Raw genomic sequence first — 20,314 nt, 5'->3', positions numbered from 1 at the left:
CACCTATTATGAACGAATCCGGGAAAGTTGGATCGACCGAATGGAAAGGGCGGAGTATCTTCTTTCGGTCGTTGGCATCATCGGGGAAAGGGAGGACACCGCTTCCAAAATGGCCGTAATGCACTTTGCCATGGAACAGGTATGCCTTGGACTGTTGCGCATTTTTTGGGAATATGTCCCGAACCATTATTCCCTGTCCTATCTGTTCCATTTATGTGGTCACTTTACCGGGTTGCCGCAAAGGATATTTCCCCGAGGGACATACGGCCTGCAGCGCCAGTTCTATATGCTGTGCAATGCGCACCATATCATGCGCTTCAAGGGGGCGATCCAATTTTCACCAGATGATTCGGACAGGGTTTTTCGCCGTTGTGAACGGTTCTTTATGGAGGCAAGGGGTTTGGGTGAAAAGCATTTGGATGTTCTTAAAGCTCTTCATTGTAGATCTTTCCAGATGAAATGAGAAGCCCAGAAAATGAAAAAAACGATAATGGAATCAAAGTATACAAAGGACATTACCGACAAGGAATAACTGAAAGCGGTCATTCGACTGTTAATTCCGAGAGAACCTAAAAACTATCCCCGGGACGAAAACAATGTTACGCGAGAAGTCACGTTCGAACGAACCGCGTTAAAATAACATCTCCTATCTTTAAGTACCTACATAATGATTTTGGACGTCAAAAATGGTTTCTGTTCACCTGGGTTATCACATGGATCCAAGAGACCGACCATGGCCAAGGTGCCGGACGTGGTGGAAAGTATCCTTCCCGTCCTGCCAGTTACAATACCTTTGAAAAATTAGTAATGCCAAGATTAACAGTCTATTTGAATAGCTATTGAAAATGGTGCTATTTCAATGTTTTACAGCAAAAAAACGCCTAATTTCAGTGGGTTCGGAGTGATTTGCTGTAATCCTTGGATTTTTATTTTTTTGAATTTATTTCAAAACATTGAAAATCAATATTTTAGATACAAAAGAACTATCGTAACACCGCTTTGCGTGTTACCCTCTTGCTTCTCCAATTTTTGTCCCAGAGGGACAAAAAATTTTCGAACAACCTTGCTTTCGCCGGTTGCTGTATGTTGTTTAATTTGAATATGATCATCATGGAAAGTCAAATCGAAATTTGGTGATGACCATTAGAAATATGAATGCTTTCTAAGACCATAAAGATATGGAAATTAGAAGATTGAACATTAAAAAAGCCCTTCATAATAAAAGGGCTTTTTTGTAGTGATTTGTTGCTTAGATATTAAAAATATACTTGTAATTGTATAGATTTCGAATGGTTTCGTCTTCCACCAATTTATTATAGTCTAATTGGTGGTTGATTGCATATTCCCACAATAGTTTGCCATATCGACTTTCCACATCCTTTTTGGAAAGGGAATGTAAATAGGATTGGGTCTCCTCGTCCAGATTGTTAAAGTTCAGTTTTATCATGCCCATGGGTTTTATAACATTCCGTTATCTGCAAAACTGAAATAGTCGCCCGTGGGTAAAATAATAAGATGGTCCAATACCCGAATATCAAGAAGCTCTGCAGCTTTTTTAATTTTAGCCGTTAGATTAATATCCGCTTCACTTGCTTTTTTCTTGCCCGATGGATGGTTATGTGCTATAATAATCCCGACGGAAAGTGTTTTCAAGACTACGGCAAAAAGGATTCTTAAATCCACTAATGTTCCAGTCAGTCCGCCTGTAGATGCTTGGTAAGTACCTTTAACTTTGTTAGCATTGTTCAATAGGAGTACTTTAAAAGTTTCATGTAGTCCAATAGTCTGTTTGTCCCAATTCTCGAAGAGCAGTTTTGCTACGTGTTCGGAATTGTTCATTGAAGGAGAGTTTATAACTCCGATTTTTTCGCAGTAGCTTATACGAATTTCATTAACTTTGTTCTTCATTGTTCTAGTTTTTTAACGTGAATGATGGAAAAGAGGGCAGTACTTTAGCGAGAGATGCCCTCTTTCTTTTTTACTTGCTTCCTAATAATAATATTTCATTTGCCTCTACTTCGGTAACGTAGCGTTGATTGCCATCGTCAGTAGTATAGGTGCGCGTCTTTAGTTTTCCGACAACTCCGATTTCTTTGCCTTTTCCGGCATATTTCTCTATAATTTCAGCGGCCTTGCCCCAAGCTACGATGGTGTGCCAGTTGGTTTCCGTTTGTTTCTCTCCCTTTGAGTCTTTGTAATACTCATTGGTGGCTAGTGAAAAACGGGCTACTTTTTTGCCGCTTTCCAAGTTCGTAATGGTTGGTTCCTGTCCAACATTTCCGATTAACTGTACATGATTTTTGATACTACTCATAATTGAAAAATTTAAGATTAAACATTAGATTCAAACTATTTTTAAAAGTGATTTACTTATTACACCTAGAGCGTTTTCCTTTTTGTTGTTTTTTAATTTTTGTTCCGTTTCATTTTTGAGAATTTGGTATGATTTCATGATTTCCGGTATTTGATTTACTTCCCACAGAGCCGTCACTGTTACCTTTTTTTGTTGCTTGCACTTTTACAATATTCAGGCTTGGTAAGACGTATAAATAAGTGGGGCAGTGGCCCCCTGGTTTATGCCGTTGTGCAAGAATGAATGTTGTTTTTTTGCCGTCAAAAAAAGGGTGTTAGTGGCGGTTCGGGTAGTGGGTTAAATACCTTGAAGTAGTGAAATTTTAAATTCTGTTGAAGCGGAATAAAACACTATATATCAAATTCAGTTCAAGCGGACTTAATTCACGGTTTTGACTTGCAATGAAGCGTTCCTTCCCAGAGCATCGGGAAAGGTTAGCGGAATGCAAAGTTAAAAGCGGGGATTGTGTTCAAGACATTTTCTAGAGAAGCTCTTTGCCCATAGTGCAGCTTTTAGCGAAATGAATTGGCAATGTGCTGAACGACTAGTGCAGTCTAGGATTTTGAGCTAAGTAATATAAATCTATACTATAGCTATATTTTTCAAAGCATAGCTTAAACTATAGCTACAGAGTACGCTGCCTATAGTCCAAAGCTTATGAGTTTTATTGTGAGGACGGGTTTAATTTCAGTTTTAAATTTGAGAGTATTAGAAATTTCACTCAATTTTGAGTGGTGGTATATTTAGAAGTTACGTATTAAATTTTAGGTAGGATGTTTATAGTTAATGTCAAGTACCTATCTGAAGAAAGGCTTTCCCCTAGTGTAGCCGTCCCTAAAAATAGGAAATACTTCCAGTCCTTTTTAAAATAAACTATTTAATAATTATTACTTAGTAAAGCATTTCATTTTATTGTAAAAATCACTCTTTTGTAGCGTGTTAAAGAGGGGAAACCCGTATCACTACCTTCAACTATAATGTGATATTCCTCACCTGCTTTGGCGGTTTCGGGTAGTTGTACGGTGGCCAACCCTTTTTCGTCATCATAGGTAACATCAGCGGTGCCATCACCGGCTTCTGCATAGGGCCAGACAGCGAACCAAACTTTATGACCGTCGGGGTCACTGTATGTTGGGTTCAACGTTATTTTTTCTCCTGCTTTGGCCTTTATAGAAGTTCCTTCAAAGACTTTTATTACCGGGGCATGATTGGCATCCGCAAACGATTTTACTGCCCAATCTGCCCGGGCGGCGAAATCCAATTGCATAGCTTTAATCCAACGGGTCTGTGGATAGCTGGTATCCATCTTACCTGTTTCAGGATTCAAGTCAGAAGCAGCTTCACCATCTTCATAGCGGTACGGGTTATCTACAGATTGCTCAAAACGGCCGCTCCATCCCCCTCTAGAAGGGTCTTCGTAATTGGCCAGACCTACATCGACCAAGTGCAGAAAGGCAGGTGAATCTCCTTCGGAAATAAAATCATATTTTGAAAAACTACCGCGTTCGGTTTGAGTTATCTTTGAGATATCTCCCTCAAAATGGTTAGGGTCGCCTTCCTGTTTTTGTCCATCTCCATAAGAATAATATTTTTCAAAAAGTGGCCCGTGGTTGTTGATAATATTTGGTCCCATAAAAGTGCCTTCCAAATACGGTTGTTGACTTTTCGGTACGACCATTTTCCAAGGATAGGCAAAACACCAAAATTGGTTGGCGTTATAAAATACACGAATCTTGGGCCAGTTGGGACCAATATATTTTTGATAAGTGGCATCTTGATCCATAATGGTATAGATTATCGCCTTTTTGGAAACCTTATCTTTTATGGTCTCCCAATCCTTACTTTTTGAGTAATCCTCTTCAATTGATTTTAAGGCTCGGGCAATGGTATTGGTGCCGCCCCAGGCTTGCAAAAAGATTTCACGCTCGTCATCATCCAATAATTTTTCTGCAATCAATTTCGATCCCTCGGTACGTTTTTCCATCTCGCCTTCAAAATCGATGTTTCCAACTCGGACTAAACTCAGCAGATTTTCAGGGCTCGGATAATCTTTATCATGCAGCAACAAATTCGGATGGACCTTGGCATATTCCGCCAAAAGTTCCTCGATCCATTGAGTGCCCGGCCATCGTAAATCCGTTAAATTTTCGCCATAGATATTGCGGGTCATTTCCATTTCAGAGGTAAAAGGTGTTCCCTTTCCATCTCCTTTCCAATGCCACATCGAGCTCGAATATACCAAGCCTTGGGTTTCGAACTCGTTGGTATACAAAAGGAATCTAATAAAAGTGTCCACATCATCGATTTCACCATCGGTGGTGACAATGGTTCTCAGTTTTTCAGAAACCGTTTGGGCATAGGTCGTTGACGAAAACCCGACATTTATCAGTAAAAGATAAAAACCTATTTTTTTCATTTCAAACGGAATTTTTAGGAAATCAATTTTTATATACCTCGTCCAAAAACAGGTAACGGGCATCGTTTTCTGCATTTTTTGAGCCACTTTCGGTATCGATGACCATCACAGGCGGAGTAGCATCATTGGCTTTGGCCTTTGGCCAATCGGGTAGATTTTCCCCGTTTGGATTACCAGTCTTCACAAAATTGGCGAAAAAGTTCAACATGGTTTCGGAGGCTTTGAAATCATCCGTCGTCCAAGCATAATCGTCCACTAAATTCAAGTTGCCCATGGCGTACTCGATTTCGGCGGCATGCGGTGCACCGATGGGTTCGGGCATTTGGGGAGCATCCGAATCTTTTTCGACCGTACCTCCGGCCAGTCCCGAGGCCAAGTTTTTATCTCGTAAGGGCGGGCGAAGTTTGCTGTACAAATAACGGTACACGGGTTGGTCGCTATTCTTCCGATGCAGGTCGAACCACTTCCAGGTACTATACACGATAAATCGGTCGGATGCCAGATCAGTCGCCGAACGTTCTATTTCCTTTTCGGAACCGCTTGGGTATAATTTTAATACTTCGGTATGTTTTTCTGGATAGGTCTCCTTGACCTTGGCCACATAATTATCTTTGGAATAAAGCCCTTGGGTAAACGCCATTCCGGGAATTTCGGCGGAATTCCATCCCAATATTAAAGGTACCTGTGCTTGCTCTTTGGCTTCAAAAATTTCAGGTAGCGATTTTGGTAAAAAATAACCGTCGATGACCATGGGGAAACCAAAGCGTTGAGATGCGTTATATATTTCGTAGATATCGCGAGTAGGTAACTTTCTGAATTCCGTAATACTCGAATATCCGGCATTTTTCAGAAATTCCTGGCCTTGGTTTTCCGCTTCCGCCAGCGGCACCGGTGCCATGGTAGGGTGTATCGCGGCACCACTTTCGCCAATGGCTCCCGCAATCAAATCTTTGCTCAACGGAGAGGCCATATGCACACTTACACCTATCGATCCGGCAGATTCCCCCGCTATTGTCACCCTTTTAGGGTCTCCTCCAAAAGCGCCAATATTCTTTTGCACCCATTGCAAGGCCATGTGCTGATCCATTTGACCATAGTTGCCCGAAGCCTTATAGGGCGATTCTGCACTTAGGTCCGGATGGGCCAAATTGCCAAAAACGTTCAATCTATAATTGGTCGTAACGACTACTATACCTTTTTTTGCCATGCTTTCGCCATCATAGCGATTTTCCGAAGCATCACCTGCTACATTTCCGCCGCCATAGAAATAGACCATTACCGGTAAATCTTTCATATTCCTTGTGGTGGGTGTCCAAATATTCAGATATAAACAATCTTCGCTCACACCATCGGAGCGTGATTTCATATCGCCAAAAACCATTGTCTGCATGGGACGAGGACCAAATGTTTTTGTTTCTCTTACGCCCTCCCAATTATCCATAGGCTGGGGAGCTTTCCATCGTAATTCTCCAACCGGCGGTTTGGCAAAAGGAACCCCGAAATAAGTTTGGATACCTGTGTGCGTATTGTAGCTACCTTCGATGATGCCGTTTTTAATTTTTGTTTGGACGTCAAAGGAATTTTCGGTCTGGGAAAATATTTTACTGTTCGACATTATTAGGAGTACACTAAGGATAAGAATATTTTTCATGTCAAAATCATTTATTGTCTCAGTTTGTTACAATAATACTTTGTTTTTCCGGATATTTCTACTTCTTTTGAAAATAATATCATTTTTGGTACAAAAAAAGAAAAAGCAATTACCTTCAATTGAGGAGTTTATGCCCTACTTGGCTTATGATTTCGTCATTTTGGACTTTAATGGCAAACAGCTTCAAATTATTATTTTGGAGTACCACAATACAGGATTTTTCGCCCTTCCGGGAGGATTCGTAAAACACGATGAGCATGTTGTCAGTGCTATTAAAAAGGCTGAGAGGGAACGAGCGGGTCTTGATACTATTTATCTAGAACAGTTTCACACGTTTGGTAGTGCATCGCGCTCTGCCCTCGGATGTCATGAGGACCATTTTAGAGGTTAATGGGATAACCATTGGATGTTGGATCGGTTCATTTCCATCGTCTACTATGCTTTGATAAATTTTAATCATGTATCACCCAAGCCCGACGAACTTTCGGATTCCATTGATTGGTATGATGTGGTTTAGTTACCTCCATTGATGATGGGACATCAAGAAATAGCCGAAAATGCCTTGGAGACTTTAAAAGATAATCCTGATAGGAAGTTGGTCGGCATGAACCTTCTGCCCGAAAAGTTAACTATGAAAGAACTCCAAAAAGTCTATGAGGTAATATTTAGTGAAAATTACGCCGGACTATCTTTCAAAAAAAATGTAGAGCATGGATATTTTATTGTGACCCGAGAAGTTGTTCGTGGGTGGGGCACACAACGCACCTTATTTATGTAGTTTTAAGGCTTGTAATCTTTTATAAAAACTAAAATTAAGACCTTTTTAAAATCTGTTATAAAAGTAATGTTGTAGTCTATTTTTTTGAAAAACAAACTGATTTATTCACAACTTCGGTTCTAGTTCAAACTCCTAAATTCACTAGGGGAATGCCCTACACGTTGTTTAAAGAGCCTGGTAAAATGTTGAGGATATTTAAAACCTAATTCGTACGCTATTTCACTGACCGATTTTGATGGGTCAAATACACGTTCCTTAGCAACTTCAATAAGTTTATTCTGTATATATTCTTGGGCAGATTTTCCGGTTTCCTTTTTTACCAAATCTCCAAAATAGTTGGACGAAAGGTGCAAGCGATCCGCAAAGTAACCCACAGTTGGAGTGCCATGCTTTTGTGGTTTATCCGATGAAAAGTACTGGCTCAGCAAATCATCGAATTTTTCCAATGACCCTATATTTTCAACCTCACGAGTAATGAATTGTCTATCATAAAAACGAGTGCAATAATCCAAAAAAAGTTCAATGTTGGCTACGATCAACTTTTTACTATGCTTGTCCAAGTTTTGTTCCAATTCAAACTGTATTTTTTCAAGTAGACTTAGAATTACTTTCCGTTCTTTGGCCGAAAGGTGTAGCGCTTCATTGCTTGAATAGGAGAAAAAACTATAGTAATGTAATTTTTTGCCCAATTCCGTTCCTATCAATAAATCAGGATGAAAAAGCATTGCATATCCCTTAGGTACATAATTAGGGTCAAAACCGCTTAGTTCTATGGTTTGGTCTGGAGCTATAAAGACAAGGGTTCCCTCATCATAATCGTATGGCTTCCCTCCGTAATGCATTTTGCATCCCTTGGCATCCTTCAAGAAAACAGCATAACAATTATAATGGAAGGCATCATAATCTTTGTTCTCATAGCCTTCTTTGTTTACGTCCTCAAAATCAACAATACCCACCAAAGGGTGTAACACCTCTTGTTTTCTCAAATTAAGGTAATCTCCAACGGTATCTATGTGCAGTACATTTTTCATTGACTTCTAACTTTTTGTTAAAGATAGGCCATTGATTACCAGTAAATCAAATGCCCTTTTCAAAATCCGTAATAGTGGTAGGTATAACCGTAATTTGGGTAAGCCTATTTGGTTTTTGACCCCCTACTTTTGTATCAAACCTATAAAAGGGAACAAGATTTCGGCCACTATTTTTATCCGTAAAGATTAAAAAATGATGAACTGATTGGGATAATCTTTAAAAATAAAAAATGAAAACAAGAACATTAGGAAAGAATCTGAAAGTATCAGATATCGGTCTCGGTTGTATGGGGATGAGTTTTGGATATGGCCCTGCGAAGGACGAAAAGGAAATGATTCAAGTCGTCCGAAAAGCCGTAGAAATGGGGGTCACCTTTTTTGATACCGCCGAAGTGTATGGGCCTTATATTAATGAGGAATTGGTAGGAAAGGCCTTAAAACCGTTTAAAGATCAGGTACACATAGCCACCAAATTTGGATTTGGTTATAAAGATGGAAAAGTGACGGGCTTGGACAGTAGTCCTGGAACCATTCGAAATATGGTGGATGCTTCCTTACAGCGTTTACAGGTAGATACTATAGATTTATTGTATCAGCATCGGGTTGATCCAAAAGTACCTATTGAGGAAGTTGCGGGTACGGTTAAGGATTTGATAGCTGAGGGAAAAGTGCAACATTTTGGACTTTCCGAAGCAGGTGTCGAAGTAATCAAAAGAGCACATTCGGAGCAACCGGTTACTGCCTTGCAAAGCGAATATTCATTGTTTTGGCGGGAGCCGGAAGAAGAAATCATGCCCGTATTGGAAGTATTGGGTATTGGTTTTGTACCTTTTAGTCCCTTGGGGAAAGGATTTTTGACAGGCAAAATAGATAGGAACGCCAGTTTTTCCGATAATGATTTTAGAAGTACCGTGCCTCGATTTTCCAAAGAGAACCTGAGGGATAATTTTGCTTTGGTAGATTTGGTTACGGCTTTTGCCAAGGAAAAAGAGGCCACTCCGGCTCAAGTTGCTTTGGCTTGGATCCTTTACCAAAAACCATGGATCGTACCCATTCCCGGTACCACAAAGTCTTCAAGGCTGGAAGAAAATTTAGGGGCGACCGGTATTACTTTTACAGATTGGGAACTGCAACAAATTACAGAGGCCACCTCAAAGATTGATTTGGTGGGTGAACGCTATTCCGAAGCGAACCAGAAAATGATAAACCGCTAGTAAGTAGCGAAAAATTAAAAATAATAGCAAAAGGATGAAACAGCTTATAACAATTGGTATTGCCATAGTGATTACTGCGTTTCTTGGCGTCACAAATCATGTGAATGCCCAATCCAAACATAATGCAATCTTGAATTTGGATGCGAAGCAACAATCCATAATTGCCATTGCCTCACTCACCGCAAAAGGCGACCTGCAAACTTTGGAATCCGCTTTAACGGAAGGTCTGGATGCCGGATTGACCGTAAGCGAAATCAAGGAAGTCATGGTGCATCTGTATGCCTACTGCGGATTTCCAAGGAGCCTACGTGGTTTACAGACGTTTATCAAAGTTTTGGACGAACGCAAGGCGGAAGGGGTGGAAGATCAGCTAGGAGCGGAAGCTACCCCAATAGAAGATAACCGTACAAAATACGAACGGGGCAAAGCGAATCTGGAAGCATTGGTACAGGCAAAATTGGACGGCCCACCGGCCGATTATGCGCAATTTGCCCCCATTGTCGAAGTCTTTTTAAAGGAGCATCTGTTTGCGGATATTTTTGATCGGGACATTCTGAATTATCAGCAAAGGGAACTGGTCACGGTTTCCGTTCTGGCAACGATCGGCGATGTGGAACCCATGTTGCGTTCGCACATGAACATCTGTTTAATGCAGGGCATCACGCCAACTCAATTACAGGAATTAGTGGATATGGTGGGAAGAAATATAGATTATGAAAAAATTGATTCGGCCAAAAAAGTATTGAACGAATTATTGGAATCTAAAAAGCAGTAAGGAAATGAAATATATAGGATTATTCATTTTAATGAGTCTGTTATCAATACATCAGACGATTAGGGCACAAAGCGAGAAAAATCCTTTGGGATTGGTATATGAGGGAGCAATTACGGAGAATGTGGATGGAAAAGTCAACATACATCCCGTTAGGTATAAACTGAACGGAATCGATATTGCGGCAAATGTTTATACACCAGCCAATTATGACCGGACAAAGAAATATCCGGCAATAACAATTGCACATCCTAACGGAGGGATAAAAGAACAGACAGCAGGCCTATATGCACAGCATTTGGCAGAAGCCGGTTATATTACCATTACGGCAGATGCTGCCTATCAGGGTGCAAGTGGGGGCCAGCCACGCCATATGGACAAACCCCAATTTCGTACAGAAGATATCCGAGGAATGGCCGATTTTATTTCACAGTATCCTGGGGTCGATAAAGAACGTTTAGGTGCTTTGGGCATTTGTGGCGGCGGAGGCTATACGTTGAAAGCGGTTCAATCCGATAAACGGTTTAAAGCAGTGGCAACCCTGAGTATGTTCAATACAGGAATTGTACGAAAAAATGGCTTTTTGAATTCGCAGATTTCGACCATTCAAGAAAGGCTAAAGCAAGCTTCAAAGGCAAGAGAACAGGAGGCTGGAGGCGGCGAAATTGTTTATTCCGGAGTAGACGGTATTACCGACGAAGAACTAGCAAAAGTTTCAACGCTTTTTTATCGTCAAGGCTATGAATATTATTTTAGGACCCACGCCCATCCCAATTCGACGTTTCTTTACACCACAAGCAGTTTAATGGATTTAATGGCCTGGAATGCTACCGACGATATTGAGCTCATAGACCAACCTTTATTAATGATTGCTGGCAGCAATGCCCAAACATTATATTTGACCTTGGATGCTTTTCCAAAGGCGACCAATGCGAAAAGCAAGGAATTGTTCCTTATCGAAGGTGCAACGCATATAGAAACCTATTGGAAGCCAGAATATGTGAGTCAAGCCGTAAATAAATTAGTGGACTTTTACCAAAACCATCTTTCAACTACAGACCTATGAACAGAAAAAATCTTTTAGCGATTATATTGATGGGAACATTTATATTTTCCTGCAAGCAAGCAGCCGAGAAAAATCAAACCGTCGATTTGAATTCCCAACAAGAATTGATTTTTCCTAAAGGGGAAAAGGTCACGAACAATAATTTCATTGGGGATGTATGGGTACATATGCAAGTGATGGCGGATAGTTTGAACCAAAATTCAGTGGGAACGGTAACCTTTGATCCCGGGGCTAGGTCCAACTGGCATTCACATCCCAACGGACAGATTATTATGTCTTTAGATGGCGAAGGCTACTATCAGGAAAAAGGGAGTGAGAAAAGAATACTACGAAAAGGCGATGTGGTCAAATGCCCTGCAAACACTCCGCATTGGCACGGTGCAAGCGCAGAAAAACCGTTCATACAAATCGCTATAACAAGCAGAGTTGACGGTCCAACGGAATGGCTACATCCTGTGACCGAAGAACAATATTTAAATTGAAATTAAGAAGTACCTCTATACTTTCAAATTAATAAAATTTTAGTGATGAAAAATATCAAGACAACATTGTTATTGCTTTTAATAGTTCAATTATTGGTAAATGATGCTTATGCTCAAAAGCAGCCCATTACCCTTGTAGAACAAGGCAGTTTTACCGTGGGCGGTAGCGTTAAAACCAGCCCCGGTACTTTTGACCCAATTGCCCAGGGGGCATTCAACCCTTCCAATCAGGCTACCGAAGGACAAACCTTGCATGGAGACCATGCCACTGTTTTTTATCAAATTCCTGATAGTGCAAAAAAATTACCCTTGGTTTTTTGGCATGGATATGGACAGAGCATGCGTACTTGGCAAACGACCCCAGATGGCAGGGAGGGGTTTCAAACGCTATTTTTGAGGCGTAATTTCCCCATATACCTTATTGACCAGCCCCGTAGGGGATTATCAGGGAGGAGTACGGAACCTACTACGATTTCGGCAGCCACGGATGATCAGTTGTGGTTTGGGATATTCAGATTGGGGACGGGAAGCACATTTTATCCAGATGTTCAGTTTTCCGAAGACCCAGAGGCGCTGAACCAGTTCTTTAGGCAAATTACACCGGATACGGGACCATTGAACATTAACCTTAACATAGAGGCGGTTTCCACGCTGTTCGATAAGATTGGACCAGGTGTTTTGGTCACCCATTCCCATAGTGGTGGCCAAGGTTGGTTGACGGCCTTAAAAAATAGGAACATCAAAGGCATTGCATCCTATGAACCCGGTAGTAATTTTGTCTTTCCGGAAGGGGAAGTCCCTGAGACCATACCTTATGCGGGAGGAGCATTAAGTGCAAGAGGCGTGCCCATGACAGTTTTTAAACGATTGACGGAAATACCCATTGTTATCTATTATGGGGATTATATACCCATAGAACCTGTAGCGCATCCTGGTCAGGAACAATGGCGAGCCGCCTTGCAAATGGCAAAGCTTTGGACGGCCACGGTGAACAAGCATGGGGGTGATGCCACATTGGTACACCTTCCAGAAAAGCGCCTAAAGGGAAATACCCATTTTCCAATGTCCGACCTGAACAATGAAAAGGTGGCCGTATTGTTAGCGGAATGGCTAAAAGAAAAAGGGTTGGATAAAAAATGACACTATGCTGACTAAAAAATTGGGGCTGTTATTGGTATTACTGCATCTGTCTTTAATTGGTTTCGGGCAAAGCGATGATGCCCTAAAAGCGGATATTGATCAAGGCAAAATGATGGTTCGCATTGCGGAACTTGAAATTGGGACGGACTATTTGGATGAATATTTAGAGATACTGAAAGAGGAATCGGAAGCATCACTTAGGCTGGAGCCCGGAGTAATCTGTATTTACCCCATGTTTCAAAAGGAAAATCCTACACAGATACGACTATTGGAAATTTATGCAAATAAGGAAGCTTACGAATCGCATTTGAAAACACCTCATTTTCAAATGTATAAAACAACCACAGCAGAAATGGTAAAAGATTTAAAACTGATTGATATGAAAGCTATTGATCCTGAATCTATGTCGATGGTTTTTGACAAAATAAATTGATTCCGATTTATAAATACAGAGAATAGTGTATTTTTCGGTAATGAAATCCACACCGCTAATAGCACATTTTGAAACCTACCTCCCTTTTGAAGAAGTTGAAATTTCATTGATTGAAAGTAGGATTTCCCGACGCAAACTTAAACGTCGAGAACATTTATTGGTCAATGGGGATATATGTAGACATTACACTTTTGTGGTTAAAGGGGTACTTCGTCTTTACGGTATTGACCCAAGCGGAAAGGAACACAATATACTTTTTGCTGCCGAAAACGATTGGATATATGATATTACCAGTTTTCATGAAGCCAAACCTGGTGAATCGAATATTCAGGCTATTGAGCCCTCAGAAGTTATACAAATAGCGCAACAAGACCTGTACCATTTATATGTAAACATTCCGAAGCTGGACCGCGTTTTTAAAGTCATTACCGAAGAAAAATATGTAGAACTTCAAAACCGGGTCTTTCAGAATATCAGTTCAACGGCACAGCAACGGTATACCTATTTCTATGAGAAATATCCGAATTTGGCGACAAGACTCCCTAACACGCAGATTGCGTCCTATTTGGGCATTACTCCAGAATTTTTGAGTATGATCCGAAAAGAGATGGTACAAGGAAAAACCAAGAAATAACATTCGGTCCTATTTCTTAAACTAGTTTAAGGGTAAAAGGTTTATGCCTACCGATTTTTGTGGTTGTAAACTTTAAGTCAAAACCATGAAAAATAATATTCTATTTTTCCTTTTTAGTATTTGGACCATTAACAGCTTTGGCCAAACTCTAAAACTTAAAAATCAAGCCTTCGAACTTCATAATGTTACGGGCTCCATTATCAAATTTGAAGGTAAAAAAGTTTTGAAAATTGAACGGGATCTAGAGGCATTGCCTTTTGATGCCGATCGCTTGGAAGAAACTGTGGATGAAACGCACTATGCCCGTCTTGTTGATCTAGATGATTTTGAAAATGGTACCATAGAAGTGAAAATGTATAGCCAGATTCAAGATCCATCTCCGTACCCGCCAGCAGCAGGTTTCATCGGAGTGTATTTCAGGATTAAAGAAGACGATTCGGCTTTTGAATCCATTTATTTACGTCCCAAAGTAGGAAGAATCAATAACCAGTATGCAAGAAACCATACTGTACAATATTTCTCATATCCTGATTATAAATTTCAAACCTTACGAGATGATTTTCCAGAGGGAACATACGAAGGTTCGGCTCCTGTAACCCTTAATGAATGGATTACAATGAGAATTGAAGTTAACGGGGAAACAGCCGAAATGTTTATTAATGACATGAAATATTCGTCGTTCATTGTGAATAAAATGTTAGGGAAAAACAAGAAAGGTTATGTGGGATTGTATGTAGATGTAGGAACTATTGGCTATTTTAAGCATCTAAAGGTAACCAAACGAGCTTTCAAGAAAGACCAGAAAAATAATATAAAGATAGATGATATTTAGCATAACAGTTTTAGTCAATTTTTCATGAAAAAAATACTTAGATTACCATTGATAGACTCCATTTCCTGGATAAAATTTGATGGTGACCCAAAAAAGTCCACACTTGTGTTTTTGCACGATTCCTTGGGTTGTATAGCACTTTGGAGGGCTTTTCCCCAGAAACTGGGCCAAGTACTAAACTGCAATGTTATCGTATATGACCGTCTGGGATATGGAAAATCCGGTCCTTTTGTATCTCATATTCGCGGACTTGATTATATGGAAATTGAAGCCGACATTTTAAATGACCTCATGGATTCTTGGGGAATAGAAAATGCAGTACTTTTTGGACATAGTGATGGCGGATCTATTGCCCTTTTAATGGCAGCTAAATATCCAGATAAAATTAAAGGAGTAATCTCCGAGGGTGCCCATGTTTTTGTAGAGGATATAACCATAAAAGGTATTGAGCAGGCGGTTGAATTATACAAAACGACCGACTTAAAGGCAAGATTAACCAAATACCATGGCGACAAGACCGAAGCCATGTTCATGGCCTGGACCCAAACATGGTTACGGGAAGATTTTAAGGATTGGAACATCGAATCTTATTTAAAGAATATCGTTTGTCCTGTCTTGGTAATTCAAGGAGAAGATGATGAATATGGTACACTAAAACAAGTGCAAAGTATTGTTAATAATACGGTCGGTCTATCCCAGAAGCTCATAATCCCAAAAATAGGCCATTCCCCTCATAAGGAAGTTCCCCATTATATATTGGAAAAATCGATAGCGTTCTTGACAAGACAGGTTACAACTTTGGATAGTATAAGTTAAAAAGCTAGTTAAGATTTTTTTTAAATCAGTATTTTTTAAATGGTCGAGGAAAGTATCATGGTTTAATTCAAAATCTGATACTCCAGAGGTGTGTACCACACTTTTTCTTAAAAAGTCTTGTGAAGTGCTGTGGGTATTTAAAACCAAGGTCGCATGTAATTTCACTTAACGATTTAACAGGGGCAAATATTTTTTGTTTCGCTACATGAATCAGGTTATCCTGAATGTTTTTCTTTCATCTAACTTCCTTCTGTTAAATCATGTTCACCATTCGGTGGATACGCTGTACCTAAATTTATATTTGGAAGAATAATCATCGACCCATATCTAATCTTTTGTATTGGACATTGAAGAAAACTGTTGTTCGAATTTAGTTAATGCTTTGTGAACAAATGGTTTATACTCCTGTAATCCGTAATAATGGTAGGTAATTCCGTAATTGTGGTAAGCCTATCCTATAAATTATACCATAGCTTTGGAAAAGGTAATTTATAATTTAAAACAATTAAATAAAACAAAATGAGAGCATTATTGATAGGCTTCTTTATAGGTGTGCTAAGCATATCTTCCTTTGCGCAAGAAGCTATTTTTCCCATGGGGGCAAAAGCGAAAAACGTACACCATACCGGTGATATTTGGCTAACGCATGTTGTAGATGCTGATGAAATTTTTAAACATAACGTAGCCCAAGCGGTTTCAGCACCTGGAGCATTTCTCAATTGGCATTTACATCCAGACGGCCAACAATTGTTGATCACTAGCGGCGTTGGTTTTTATCAGGAAAAAGGAAAGGAAGTACAAGTAGTGCGCGCTGGTGATGTAATCAAATGCCTTCCCAATGTAGAACATTGGCATGGTGCCACTCCTAAAAGTGCAGTAACCTATTTGGCGATAGGCGGGCCTACACCTACCCAATGGACAGACGAACTTAGTGTTGAGGACTATAACAACATACCGCTTCCTGAAATTAACAGTTCAAGTCTTGAAAATGAGATTAAGGAACTTTCCAAGGCCAAATGGAAATGGATGGCCGAAAAGGATGTGGACAAGTTGACCAATTTGTTTCATGACAAATCAAGGTTTGTACACATGAGCGGCTCCTGGAAAAAGGACAGGGAATTGGAAATCATCGAGACGGGAAGTATTTGGTATAAAAATGCCGATGTACACGATGTGGTCGTGGAAACTTTTGATGACAATACCGTGGTACTTTGGAACAGAATAACACTTATGGCTCATGTTCGTGGTAACGATGTATCCAATGAATTTACCGTGACCGAATTCTATAAAAAAGAAGGCGACGATTGGAAATTATTGGACCTTACCTTTAGCAGCGTTCGTGATACCCATGAAATTGCGCATTAATACTTCAGAACAAATAATTTATAAAAATGAACAGGAAAATTATACTAAGTCTATTGATTATGCTCATCACAGGAAAAGTCGCCCTTGCCCAATCGACTGATTTAGAAAAGGAAATCAGAGAGCTGTCCACCCAAAAATGGCAATGGATGGCCGATAAGGATGCCGATAAATTGGAAGGCCTTTTTCATGATAAAGCCAAGTTCGTCCACATGGGCGGCACGTGGGGAAAGGACCGCGAAGTAGAAATCATTAGAGGTGGGTTCATCCACTATAAAAAAGCCGATGTCCATGAAGTCATGGTTGAAGTCTTGAATGATAATACCGTTATACTTTGGAACCAAATTACACTCTTGGCCGTAGTCGGTAGCAATGAAGTGACCAATCCCTTTATGGTAACGGAGGTTTATGTAAAGGAGGATAACACTTGGAAATTGGCCGATCTGACCTTTAGCAAAACAATGACAAGGGAATAACTTGAACAACGCAACTTAATAAACACTCAAATGAAAAAATACATATTAGGATTGTTGGTACTCCTTGGAGTTACTATTTCCGCGCAAGAAAGTACACCCAAAGTAAAGACCGAATTAGGGGCAATTCGAGGCGTCTATGAAGATGGTGTTGATAGCTTTAAAGCAATACCCTTTGCGGCTCCTCCAGTTGGTGAGTTTCGTTGGAAGGCCCCTCAACCATTATCCCCCTGGGAAGGTGAATTGGATGCTTCGGAGTACGGTGCAAACTGCGCACAGTCCGGATGGGGCGGTGCCCCGGGAACCATTAGTGAAGGTTCATCCGAAGATTGCCTGTACCTGAATGTGTGGAAACCCGCTGATGCAAATACGGGTGCGAACCTGCCGGTCATGGTTTGGATCCATGGTGGGGGCTTTGTTGGAGGAAGTGGTTCCGGAGCTGGAATCGCGGGTGATGAATTTGCGAAGAAGGGTGTGGTTTTAATCACCATTAATTACCGTTTGGGGCGTTTGGGGCATTTTGCATTTCCAGCGTTGAGCGCCGAACATCCTGAAGAACATAAAGGCAGCTATGCTTATATGGACCAAATTGCAGCGTTGCAATGGGTGCAAAAGAACATTGCCGCTTTTGGAGGTAATCCTGATAACGTAACCATATTCGGCTTTTCCGCAGGTGGGGTATCCGTTCACTCTTTAATGACCATTCCAGGTGCAAAAGGACTTTTTCATAAAGCCATTAGCGAATCTGGTGGTGCCCGTGATGGGGTACTTACCGGAAGGCCAATAAAGGAAGAAAATGCAAGTGCTTTTTACCCTGTATCGGCAGAAACCATTGGTATCAACTTTGCCAAAAAACATGGCATAGATGGTACCGATGCGGATGCCTTGGCCAAGCTGCGTGCATTGCCTGTAGAAGAAATTGTGGATAGCGGTCAAGAAACGGATGGTGAAGGTGGGCCAAGAATTTATTCTGGACCGATTTTGGATGGCAAATTGGTGGTAGAAACAGCTGAAAGTGCCTATAACGCTGGTAGACAAATTCAAATACCATTGATGATCGGTTCTAACAGCGCCGAAATCGGAGGTAGTTTTGTCAACAACAGAAAAACAAAAGAAGAACTATTTTCACTTTTTGGCGAGTTTAAGGAGGAAGCACAAGCGGCCTATGACCCTGATGGCACCAAAGATTTTGAGGAAGTGATTACTAAGTTCAATACCGATTGGGTGTGGGGAGAACCTGGACGTTTTGCCGCTAGGGCTTTCGCGGAAAAAGTGGAACCTACGTTTATTTACCATTTTGGTTTTGTACCCGAACCTATGAAGGAAAGAATGAAATACGGTGCCGGCCATGGTTCCGAAGTTGGTTATGTGTTTAATAATCTTGATGCACGTTGGGGCAATCCCGAGACCACTCCAGAGGACAAGAAGGTGGCGGAACTTATGAACGGATACTGGGTAAATTTCGCCAAGACCGGAAACCCGAATGGAGAAGGATTACCAAACTGGCCAGTTTATACTAAAAATGACGGTGAAATTATGGATATACAGTTAGATGGTGAAGCCGTTGGAAAACCAGACCCAAGAAAAGCCAGATTAGATGTCATTGAAAAGGGTGTCAAATTGAGAAACGAACTGCAATCACGGGGAATTTAGTCCATTTTTTGGGTTTTAAAATATTACGATAACAGCATATTGGTATGGAAAAGAAAAGTAATTCAGTAAACAGAAGAAATTTTATTTCGAAATCCGCCCTTTTGGGAGCGGGTATAGTGGCAAGCCCACTGGCTTTTGCCAATGGGAAAAATGCACCTGGTACAATAGAGGGTTTAAAAGCAGCTTCCAACCCTGAAAAGCGGATGTTGGGCGCATTGGAAGTATCGCCAATTGGGTTGGGTTGTATGAGCATGAAAAGTGGCAGTTACAATCCACCAAGAGATACCAAGGATATGATTCCCGTAATCCGTGGGGCTTATGATTTGGGCGTTACCTTTTTTGATACTGCCGAAGTGTATGGCCCATTTACTGATGAGGAATTGGTAGGTAAGGCACTTCAACCTATTAGAGACAACGTGGTCATTGCCAGTAAATTTGGGTTTGACTTTTCAAATGGAAAAAGGGCAGGTAGAAATAGCAAGCCAGAACATATTAAAAGCGCTGTAGAGGGCATGTTGAAACGCCTTCGTACCGATCGTATCGATTTGTTGTATCTGCATCGTTTGGATCCAAACGTTCCAATTGAGGACGTTGCCGGAACGGTTAAGGATTTGATCAAGGAAGGGAAGGCGCTCCATTTTGGACTTTCCGAAGTTTCACCAACGACCATACGAAAGGCCCATGCAGAGCAGCCCGTTGCTGCCCTTCAGAGCGAATACTCTATTATTCAGCGTGCCCTTGAAAATGAAGTAATAGATACCTGTGGAGAATTGGGCATAGGGTTCGTGCCATGGGGACCGGTATGTCGTGGATTTTTAGGCGATAAGTTCAACGAGCATAGCCGTTTTTCTAGTGACTCCCGCTTATCTCAAGTACCCTATTTTACACCGGAAGCTATTGAAGCACACATGGAGGTGCTCAGGCTGGTACACGAATGGGGTCGAAAAAAGGATGCCACTCCGGCCCAAATAGCATTAGCCTGGGTCATGGCACAAAAACCTTTTATTGTTCCTATTCCCGGAACTACGAAACTGCATCATGTGAAACAGAACCAAGGAGCACTGAACGTTACTTTTTCCGATACGGAATTAAAGGAATTCAGGAATGCTTTGGAGAAGATACAACTGGTAGGTGTCCGTGGGCCAGAAACTGCCTTGGTAGACCAATAGAAGAATACGTCAAAAAAAACTGTAGTTATCGATATTGAA

At 40.8% G+C, this 20,314-nt stretch carries 21 protein-coding genes and 1 pseudogene; 16 read left to right on the top strand and 6 right to left on the bottom strand.

The annotated features are described in order from the left end of the window. Nucleotides 1–463, top strand: a pseudogene (locus tag LX92_RS22580) (hypothetical protein); the annotation flags it as partial. A 786-nt stretch (nucleotides 464–1,249) separates the two neighbouring features. On the opposite strand, the gene LX92_RS21755 reads toward LX92_RS22580, so the two are convergent. From LX92_RS21755 to LX92_RS21735, 5 genes are all read right to left on the bottom strand, one after another. Continuing rightward, nucleotides 1,250–1,447 carry a hypothetical protein gene (locus LX92_RS21755; RefSeq protein WP_109655094.1) on the bottom strand — a complete coding sequence of 66 codons (198 nt, stop codon included), beginning with the start codon at nucleotides 1,445–1,447 and terminating at the stop codon, nucleotides 1,250–1,252. A gap of 11 nt (nucleotides 1,448–1,458) precedes the next feature. Continuing rightward, nucleotides 1,459–1,908 (bottom strand): JAB domain-containing protein, encoded by a 450-nt coding sequence (locus LX92_RS21750; protein WP_109655092.1) that lies wholly within the window; start codon nucleotides 1,906–1,908, stop codon nucleotides 1,459–1,461. 70 nt (nucleotides 1,909–1,978) lie between these two features. After that, a complete protein-coding gene (locus LX92_RS21745) occupies nucleotides 1,979–2,314 on the bottom strand; it encodes a single-stranded DNA-binding protein (protein WP_109655090.1) in 336 nt (111 codons plus the stop codon). 943 nt (nucleotides 2,315–3,257) lie between these two features. Then, complete coding sequence (locus tag LX92_RS21740; RefSeq protein ID WP_109655088.1) at nucleotides 3,258–4,769, bottom strand: DUF1593 domain-containing protein; 1,512 nt, start codon at nucleotides 4,767–4,769, stop codon at nucleotides 3,258–3,260. 22 nt (nucleotides 4,770–4,791) lie between these two features. Continuing rightward, nucleotides 4,792–6,420: a carboxylesterase/lipase family protein gene (locus tag LX92_RS21735; protein WP_109655086.1), complete on the bottom strand. Its 1,629-nt coding sequence runs from the start codon at nucleotides 6,418–6,420 to the stop codon at nucleotides 4,792–4,794. Between the two features lie 85 nt (nucleotides 6,421–6,505). On the opposite strand from LX92_RS21735, the gene LX92_RS21730 reads away from it, so the two are divergent. Together LX92_RS21730 and LX92_RS21725 are read left to right on the top strand one after the other, a co-directional pair. Beyond that, complete coding sequence (locus LX92_RS21730; protein ID WP_146197898.1) at nucleotides 6,506–6,811, top strand: NUDIX hydrolase; 306 nt, start codon at nucleotides 6,506–6,508, stop codon at nucleotides 6,809–6,811. A gap of 138 nt (nucleotides 6,812–6,949) precedes the next feature. Beyond that, nucleotides 6,950–7,198: an NrtR DNA-binding winged helix domain-containing protein gene (locus LX92_RS21725; protein WP_109655082.1), complete on the top strand. Its 249-nt coding sequence runs from the start codon at nucleotides 6,950–6,952 to the stop codon at nucleotides 7,196–7,198. A 119-nt stretch (nucleotides 7,199–7,317) separates the two neighbouring features. Here the strand turns inward: LX92_RS21725 and LX92_RS21720 are convergent, their stop codons facing one another. After that, nucleotides 7,318–8,229, bottom strand: coding sequence for a helix-turn-helix domain-containing protein (locus LX92_RS21720; protein ID WP_109655080.1), 912 nt, complete (start codon nucleotides 8,227–8,229; stop codon nucleotides 7,318–7,320). A gap of 230 nt (nucleotides 8,230–8,459) precedes the next feature. On the opposite strand from LX92_RS21720, the gene LX92_RS21715 reads away from it, so the two are divergent. The 13 genes from LX92_RS21715 to LX92_RS21655 all read left to right on the top strand — a co-directional run bounded on the left by LX92_RS21715 (nucleotide 8,460) and on the right by LX92_RS21655 (nucleotide 20,275). Continuing rightward, complete coding sequence (locus tag LX92_RS21715; protein ID WP_109655078.1) at nucleotides 8,460–9,443, top strand: aldo/keto reductase; 984 nt, start codon at nucleotides 8,460–8,462, stop codon at nucleotides 9,441–9,443. A 34-nt stretch (nucleotides 9,444–9,477) separates the two neighbouring features. Next, the gene (locus LX92_RS21710; protein ID WP_109655076.1) at nucleotides 9,478–10,218 is read left to right on the top strand and encodes a carboxymuconolactone decarboxylase family protein; all 741 of its coding nucleotides are present in this window, start codon (nucleotides 9,478–9,480) and stop codon (nucleotides 10,216–10,218) included. A 4-nt stretch (nucleotides 10,219–10,222) separates the two neighbouring features. Beyond that, nucleotides 10,223–11,281: an alpha/beta hydrolase gene (locus LX92_RS21705; protein WP_109655074.1), complete on the top strand. Its 1,059-nt coding sequence runs from the start codon at nucleotides 10,223–10,225 to the stop codon at nucleotides 11,279–11,281. Beyond that, nucleotides 11,278–11,763 carry a cupin domain-containing protein gene (locus LX92_RS21700; protein ID WP_109655072.1) on the top strand — a complete coding sequence of 162 codons (486 nt, stop codon included), beginning with the start codon at nucleotides 11,278–11,280 and terminating at the stop codon, nucleotides 11,761–11,763. The genes LX92_RS21705 and LX92_RS21700 overlap by 4 nt, the downstream gene beginning before the upstream one ends. 45 nt (nucleotides 11,764–11,808) lie before the next feature. Next, entirely contained in the window at nucleotides 11,809–12,903 is a 1,095-nt protein-coding gene (locus LX92_RS21695) for an alpha/beta hydrolase (protein ID WP_109655070.1), read from the top strand. 4 nt (nucleotides 12,904–12,907) lie between these two features. Then, nucleotides 12,908–13,336 carry a putative quinol monooxygenase gene (locus tag LX92_RS21690; protein ID WP_109655068.1) on the top strand — a complete coding sequence of 143 codons (429 nt, stop codon included), beginning with the start codon at nucleotides 12,908–12,910 and terminating at the stop codon, nucleotides 13,334–13,336. A 40-nt stretch (nucleotides 13,337–13,376) separates the two neighbouring features. Continuing rightward, the gene (locus LX92_RS21685; protein WP_109655066.1) at nucleotides 13,377–13,970 is read left to right on the top strand and encodes a Crp/Fnr family transcriptional regulator; all 594 of its coding nucleotides are present in this window, start codon (nucleotides 13,377–13,379) and stop codon (nucleotides 13,968–13,970) included. 85 nt (nucleotides 13,971–14,055) lie between these two features. Next, nucleotides 14,056–14,802, top strand: a complete 747-nt coding sequence (locus LX92_RS21680) for a family 16 glycoside hydrolase (RefSeq protein WP_109655064.1) — start codon at nucleotides 14,056–14,058, stop codon at nucleotides 14,800–14,802. Nucleotides 14,803–14,826: 24 nt separating this feature from the next. Further along, nucleotides 14,827–15,618: an alpha/beta fold hydrolase gene (locus tag LX92_RS21675; protein WP_109655062.1), complete on the top strand. Its 792-nt coding sequence runs from the start codon at nucleotides 14,827–14,829 to the stop codon at nucleotides 15,616–15,618. 519 nt (nucleotides 15,619–16,137) lie between these two features. Then, nucleotides 16,138–16,983 carry a DUF4440 domain-containing protein gene (locus tag LX92_RS21670; RefSeq protein WP_109655060.1) on the top strand — a complete coding sequence of 282 codons (846 nt, stop codon included), beginning with the start codon at nucleotides 16,138–16,140 and terminating at the stop codon, nucleotides 16,981–16,983. 26 nt (nucleotides 16,984–17,009) lie between these two features. Continuing rightward, on the top strand, nucleotides 17,010–17,456 hold the full coding sequence (locus tag LX92_RS21665) for a nuclear transport factor 2 family protein (RefSeq protein WP_109655058.1): 447 nt from the start codon (nucleotides 17,010–17,012) through the stop codon (nucleotides 17,454–17,456). A gap of 30 nt (nucleotides 17,457–17,486) precedes the next feature. Continuing rightward, nucleotides 17,487–19,106 (top strand): carboxylesterase/lipase family protein, encoded by a 1,620-nt coding sequence (locus LX92_RS21660; RefSeq protein ID WP_109655055.1) that lies wholly within the window; start codon nucleotides 17,487–17,489, stop codon nucleotides 19,104–19,106. A 44-nt stretch (nucleotides 19,107–19,150) separates the two neighbouring features. Further along, nucleotides 19,151–20,275, top strand: a complete 1,125-nt coding sequence (locus LX92_RS21655; protein WP_109655053.1) for an aldo/keto reductase — start codon at nucleotides 19,151–19,153, stop codon at nucleotides 20,273–20,275. Nucleotides 20,276–20,314 lie beyond the last annotated feature (39 nt).

Source organism: Maribacter polysiphoniae (genome assembly GCF_003148665.1).
Taxonomy (GTDB): Bacteria; Bacteroidota; Bacteroidia; order Flavobacteriales; family Flavobacteriaceae; genus Maribacter_A; species Maribacter_A polysiphoniae.
The sequence above is the reverse complement of the archived record's forward strand: the minus strand, read 5'-3'. Positions and strand labels throughout refer to the sequence as shown.

Excerpts from the sequence above, each read along its gene's own strand:
- LX92_RS21755 (WP_109655094.1), bottom strand. The coding sequence starts at position 1,447 with ATGATAAAACTGAACTTTAACAATCTGGACGAGGAGACCCAATCCTAT.
- LX92_RS21750 (WP_109655092.1), bottom strand. The coding sequence starts at position 1,908 with ATGAAGAACAAAGTTAATGAAATTCGTATAAGCTACTGCGAAAAAATC.
- LX92_RS21745 (WP_109655090.1), bottom strand. The coding sequence starts at position 2,314 with ATGAGTAGTATCAAAAATCATGTACAGTTAATCGGAAATGTTGGACAG.
- LX92_RS21740 (WP_109655088.1), bottom strand. The coding sequence starts at position 4,769 with ATGAAAAAAATAGGTTTTTATCTTTTACTGATAAATGTCGGGTTTTCG.
- LX92_RS21735 (WP_109655086.1), bottom strand. The coding sequence starts at position 6,420 with ATGAAAAATATTCTTATCCTTAGTGTACTCCTAATAATGTCGAACAGT.
- LX92_RS21725 (WP_109655082.1), top strand. The coding sequence starts at position 6,950 with ATGATGGGACATCAAGAAATAGCCGAAAATGCCTTGGAGACTTTAAAA.
- LX92_RS21720 (WP_109655080.1), bottom strand. The coding sequence starts at position 8,229 with ATGAAAAATGTACTGCACATAGATACCGTTGGAGATTACCTTAATTTG.
- LX92_RS21715 (WP_109655078.1), top strand. The coding sequence starts at position 8,460 with ATGAAAACAAGAACATTAGGAAAGAATCTGAAAGTATCAGATATCGGT.
- LX92_RS21710 (WP_109655076.1), top strand. The coding sequence starts at position 9,478 with ATGAAACAGCTTATAACAATTGGTATTGCCATAGTGATTACTGCGTTT.
- LX92_RS21705 (WP_109655074.1), top strand. The coding sequence starts at position 10,223 with ATGAAATATATAGGATTATTCATTTTAATGAGTCTGTTATCAATACAT.
- LX92_RS21700 (WP_109655072.1), top strand. The coding sequence starts at position 11,278 with ATGAACAGAAAAAATCTTTTAGCGATTATATTGATGGGAACATTTATA.
- LX92_RS21695 (WP_109655070.1), top strand. The coding sequence starts at position 11,809 with ATGAAAAATATCAAGACAACATTGTTATTGCTTTTAATAGTTCAATTA.
- LX92_RS21690 (WP_109655068.1), top strand. The coding sequence starts at position 12,908 with ATGCTGACTAAAAAATTGGGGCTGTTATTGGTATTACTGCATCTGTCT.
- LX92_RS21685 (WP_109655066.1), top strand. The coding sequence starts at position 13,377 with ATGAAATCCACACCGCTAATAGCACATTTTGAAACCTACCTCCCTTTT.
- LX92_RS21680 (WP_109655064.1), top strand. The coding sequence starts at position 14,056 with ATGAAAAATAATATTCTATTTTTCCTTTTTAGTATTTGGACCATTAAC.
- LX92_RS21675 (WP_109655062.1), top strand. The coding sequence starts at position 14,827 with ATGAAAAAAATACTTAGATTACCATTGATAGACTCCATTTCCTGGATA.
- LX92_RS21670 (WP_109655060.1), top strand. The coding sequence starts at position 16,138 with ATGAGAGCATTATTGATAGGCTTCTTTATAGGTGTGCTAAGCATATCT.
- LX92_RS21665 (WP_109655058.1), top strand. The coding sequence starts at position 17,010 with ATGAACAGGAAAATTATACTAAGTCTATTGATTATGCTCATCACAGGA.
- LX92_RS21660 (WP_109655055.1), top strand. The coding sequence starts at position 17,487 with ATGAAAAAATACATATTAGGATTGTTGGTACTCCTTGGAGTTACTATT.
- LX92_RS21655 (WP_109655053.1), top strand. The coding sequence starts at position 19,151 with ATGGAAAAGAAAAGTAATTCAGTAAACAGAAGAAATTTTATTTCGAAA.